2 protein-coding genes are annotated in these 1515 nt (G+C 59.5%); one reads left to right on the top strand and one right to left on the bottom strand.

Annotated features, from left to right (window positions below):
* On the top strand, nt 1-997 hold a 997-nt coding region (locus GX108_07635), incomplete at its 5' end, for a molybdopterin-dependent oxidoreductase (GenBank protein NLO56901.1).
* 141 nt (nt 998-1138) lie between these two features.
* Here GX108_07635 and GX108_07630 read toward each other — a convergent pair.
* Nucleotides 1139-1515, bottom strand: a 377-nt coding sequence (locus GX108_07630) for an SAM-dependent methyltransferase (GenBank protein NLO56900.1), incomplete at its 5' end; no start/stop codon positions are given.

The raw sequence follows: 1515 nt of genomic DNA, 5'->3' as shown, positions 1-1515 counted from the left end.
CTTGCCGGCCATGATTACCAGGCTGAAACCCTTGTATGGGGAAGCCCAAAAACGTGCCGCCGCGCTCTCTACGGACCGCGTAAAACGAGGCGTAGGGGTAGCCCTGGGCATCTACAACGCCAACTCCGTAGGATCGGACGAGGCCAGGAGCAACATCGAGCTGACCGAGGACGGGGTCATTCTTTACAACACCTGGGAGGATCATGGACAAGGCGCCGACATAGGGTGCGTAGGAACGGCCCATGAGGCCCTGAAACCCCTCGGCATCAGGCCGGAACAGATCAAGCTGGTCTGCAATGACACGGCCAAAGCTCCCAATAGCGGTGCCGCGGCGGCGAGCCGGAGCCAGATCATGGTCGGTAACGCCATTATCGACAGCTGCAACCAGCTCCTGGAAGCCATGGCCCGCCCTGACGGGACCTTCCGAACCTACCAAGAGATGATCGAGGAGGGGATCCCCACTCTTTATGAGGGTTACTGGAAGGCCACGCTTCGTAACCTCGACGGGGAGGTCCAGCATTGCACGCCGCCCGATGATAAGACAGGCCAAGGCTATCCTGTCGCCAACCACATGTTCGGCCTTTTCATGGCGGAAGTGGCCGTTGACGTGGAAACAGGCAAAACCAAGGTGGAAAAGTTTACCCTGGTAAGTGACGTGGGTAAGATAAACAATTACACGATCGTTGACGGCCAGCTTTTCGGCGGCATCGCCCAGGGGATAGGCCTGGCCCTGACGGAGGACTTCGAGGATGTGAGAAAACACACGAACCTTATCTCCTGCGGTTTTCCCTACCCCATGGATATACCTGATGAAATGCAGTTGATCCACATGGAGACACCAAGGGAATTCGGTGCTTTTGGTGCTTCCGGGACGGGGGAGGCCCCGCTCACGTCACCCCACGCGGCGATACTGAATGCCATCTACAACGCGACGGGGGTACGTTTAACCCGGCTGCCTGCCGATCCTCAAAGGGTCCTGTCGAGACTGGGGTCGTAGGAAGGCGTACCGGCCTCCGGCAATCCCTATCCTTTGAAGAAGTTTTTAGTGACCTAAAAGGATCTCCCGACCTCGAGGTCGGGAGATCCTTTTATATTTCCACGGGTACGGCGGGGCAAGGGCCGCCACCTGGGACGACCGTCAGCCTTTGAAAAAACGTTTATCGGCCCTGGCCTCCCGGGCCTTATCGGCCTTGCCCTGAAGCCACCCCGTCCGGACCTCACCCTGGGGGGCGTCGAACTCCGGGACGAAGGGCTTGATATCGAGCAGCGGTGTCCCATCCAGCATATCGACGCCCTCGACGACGAGGGTCCCTCCCTCGATGGATACCAGCCTCACCACCGAGAGCCCCACGGCGTTGGGCCTGCGGGGTGCCCTTGTCGCAAACAGGCCGCGGGCCGTGCCGTCCAGGAAGGGCTTCACAGCGAGGTCGAAACCCTCCGAAAGGTGAAAGTGATAAAGAAGGATGACGTGGGAAAACCCCTCCAAGTCGCGGGTGCCTTCGCGGAAAGGCTCGT

Origin of the sequence: Thermovirga sp., assembly GCA_012523215.1 — a bacterium.
Lineage (GTDB): Bacteria > Synergistota > Synergistia > Synergistales > Thermovirgaceae > 58-81.
Note: the sequence above shows the minus strand (reverse complement) of the source record. Positions and strands in the feature narration are given on the sequence as shown.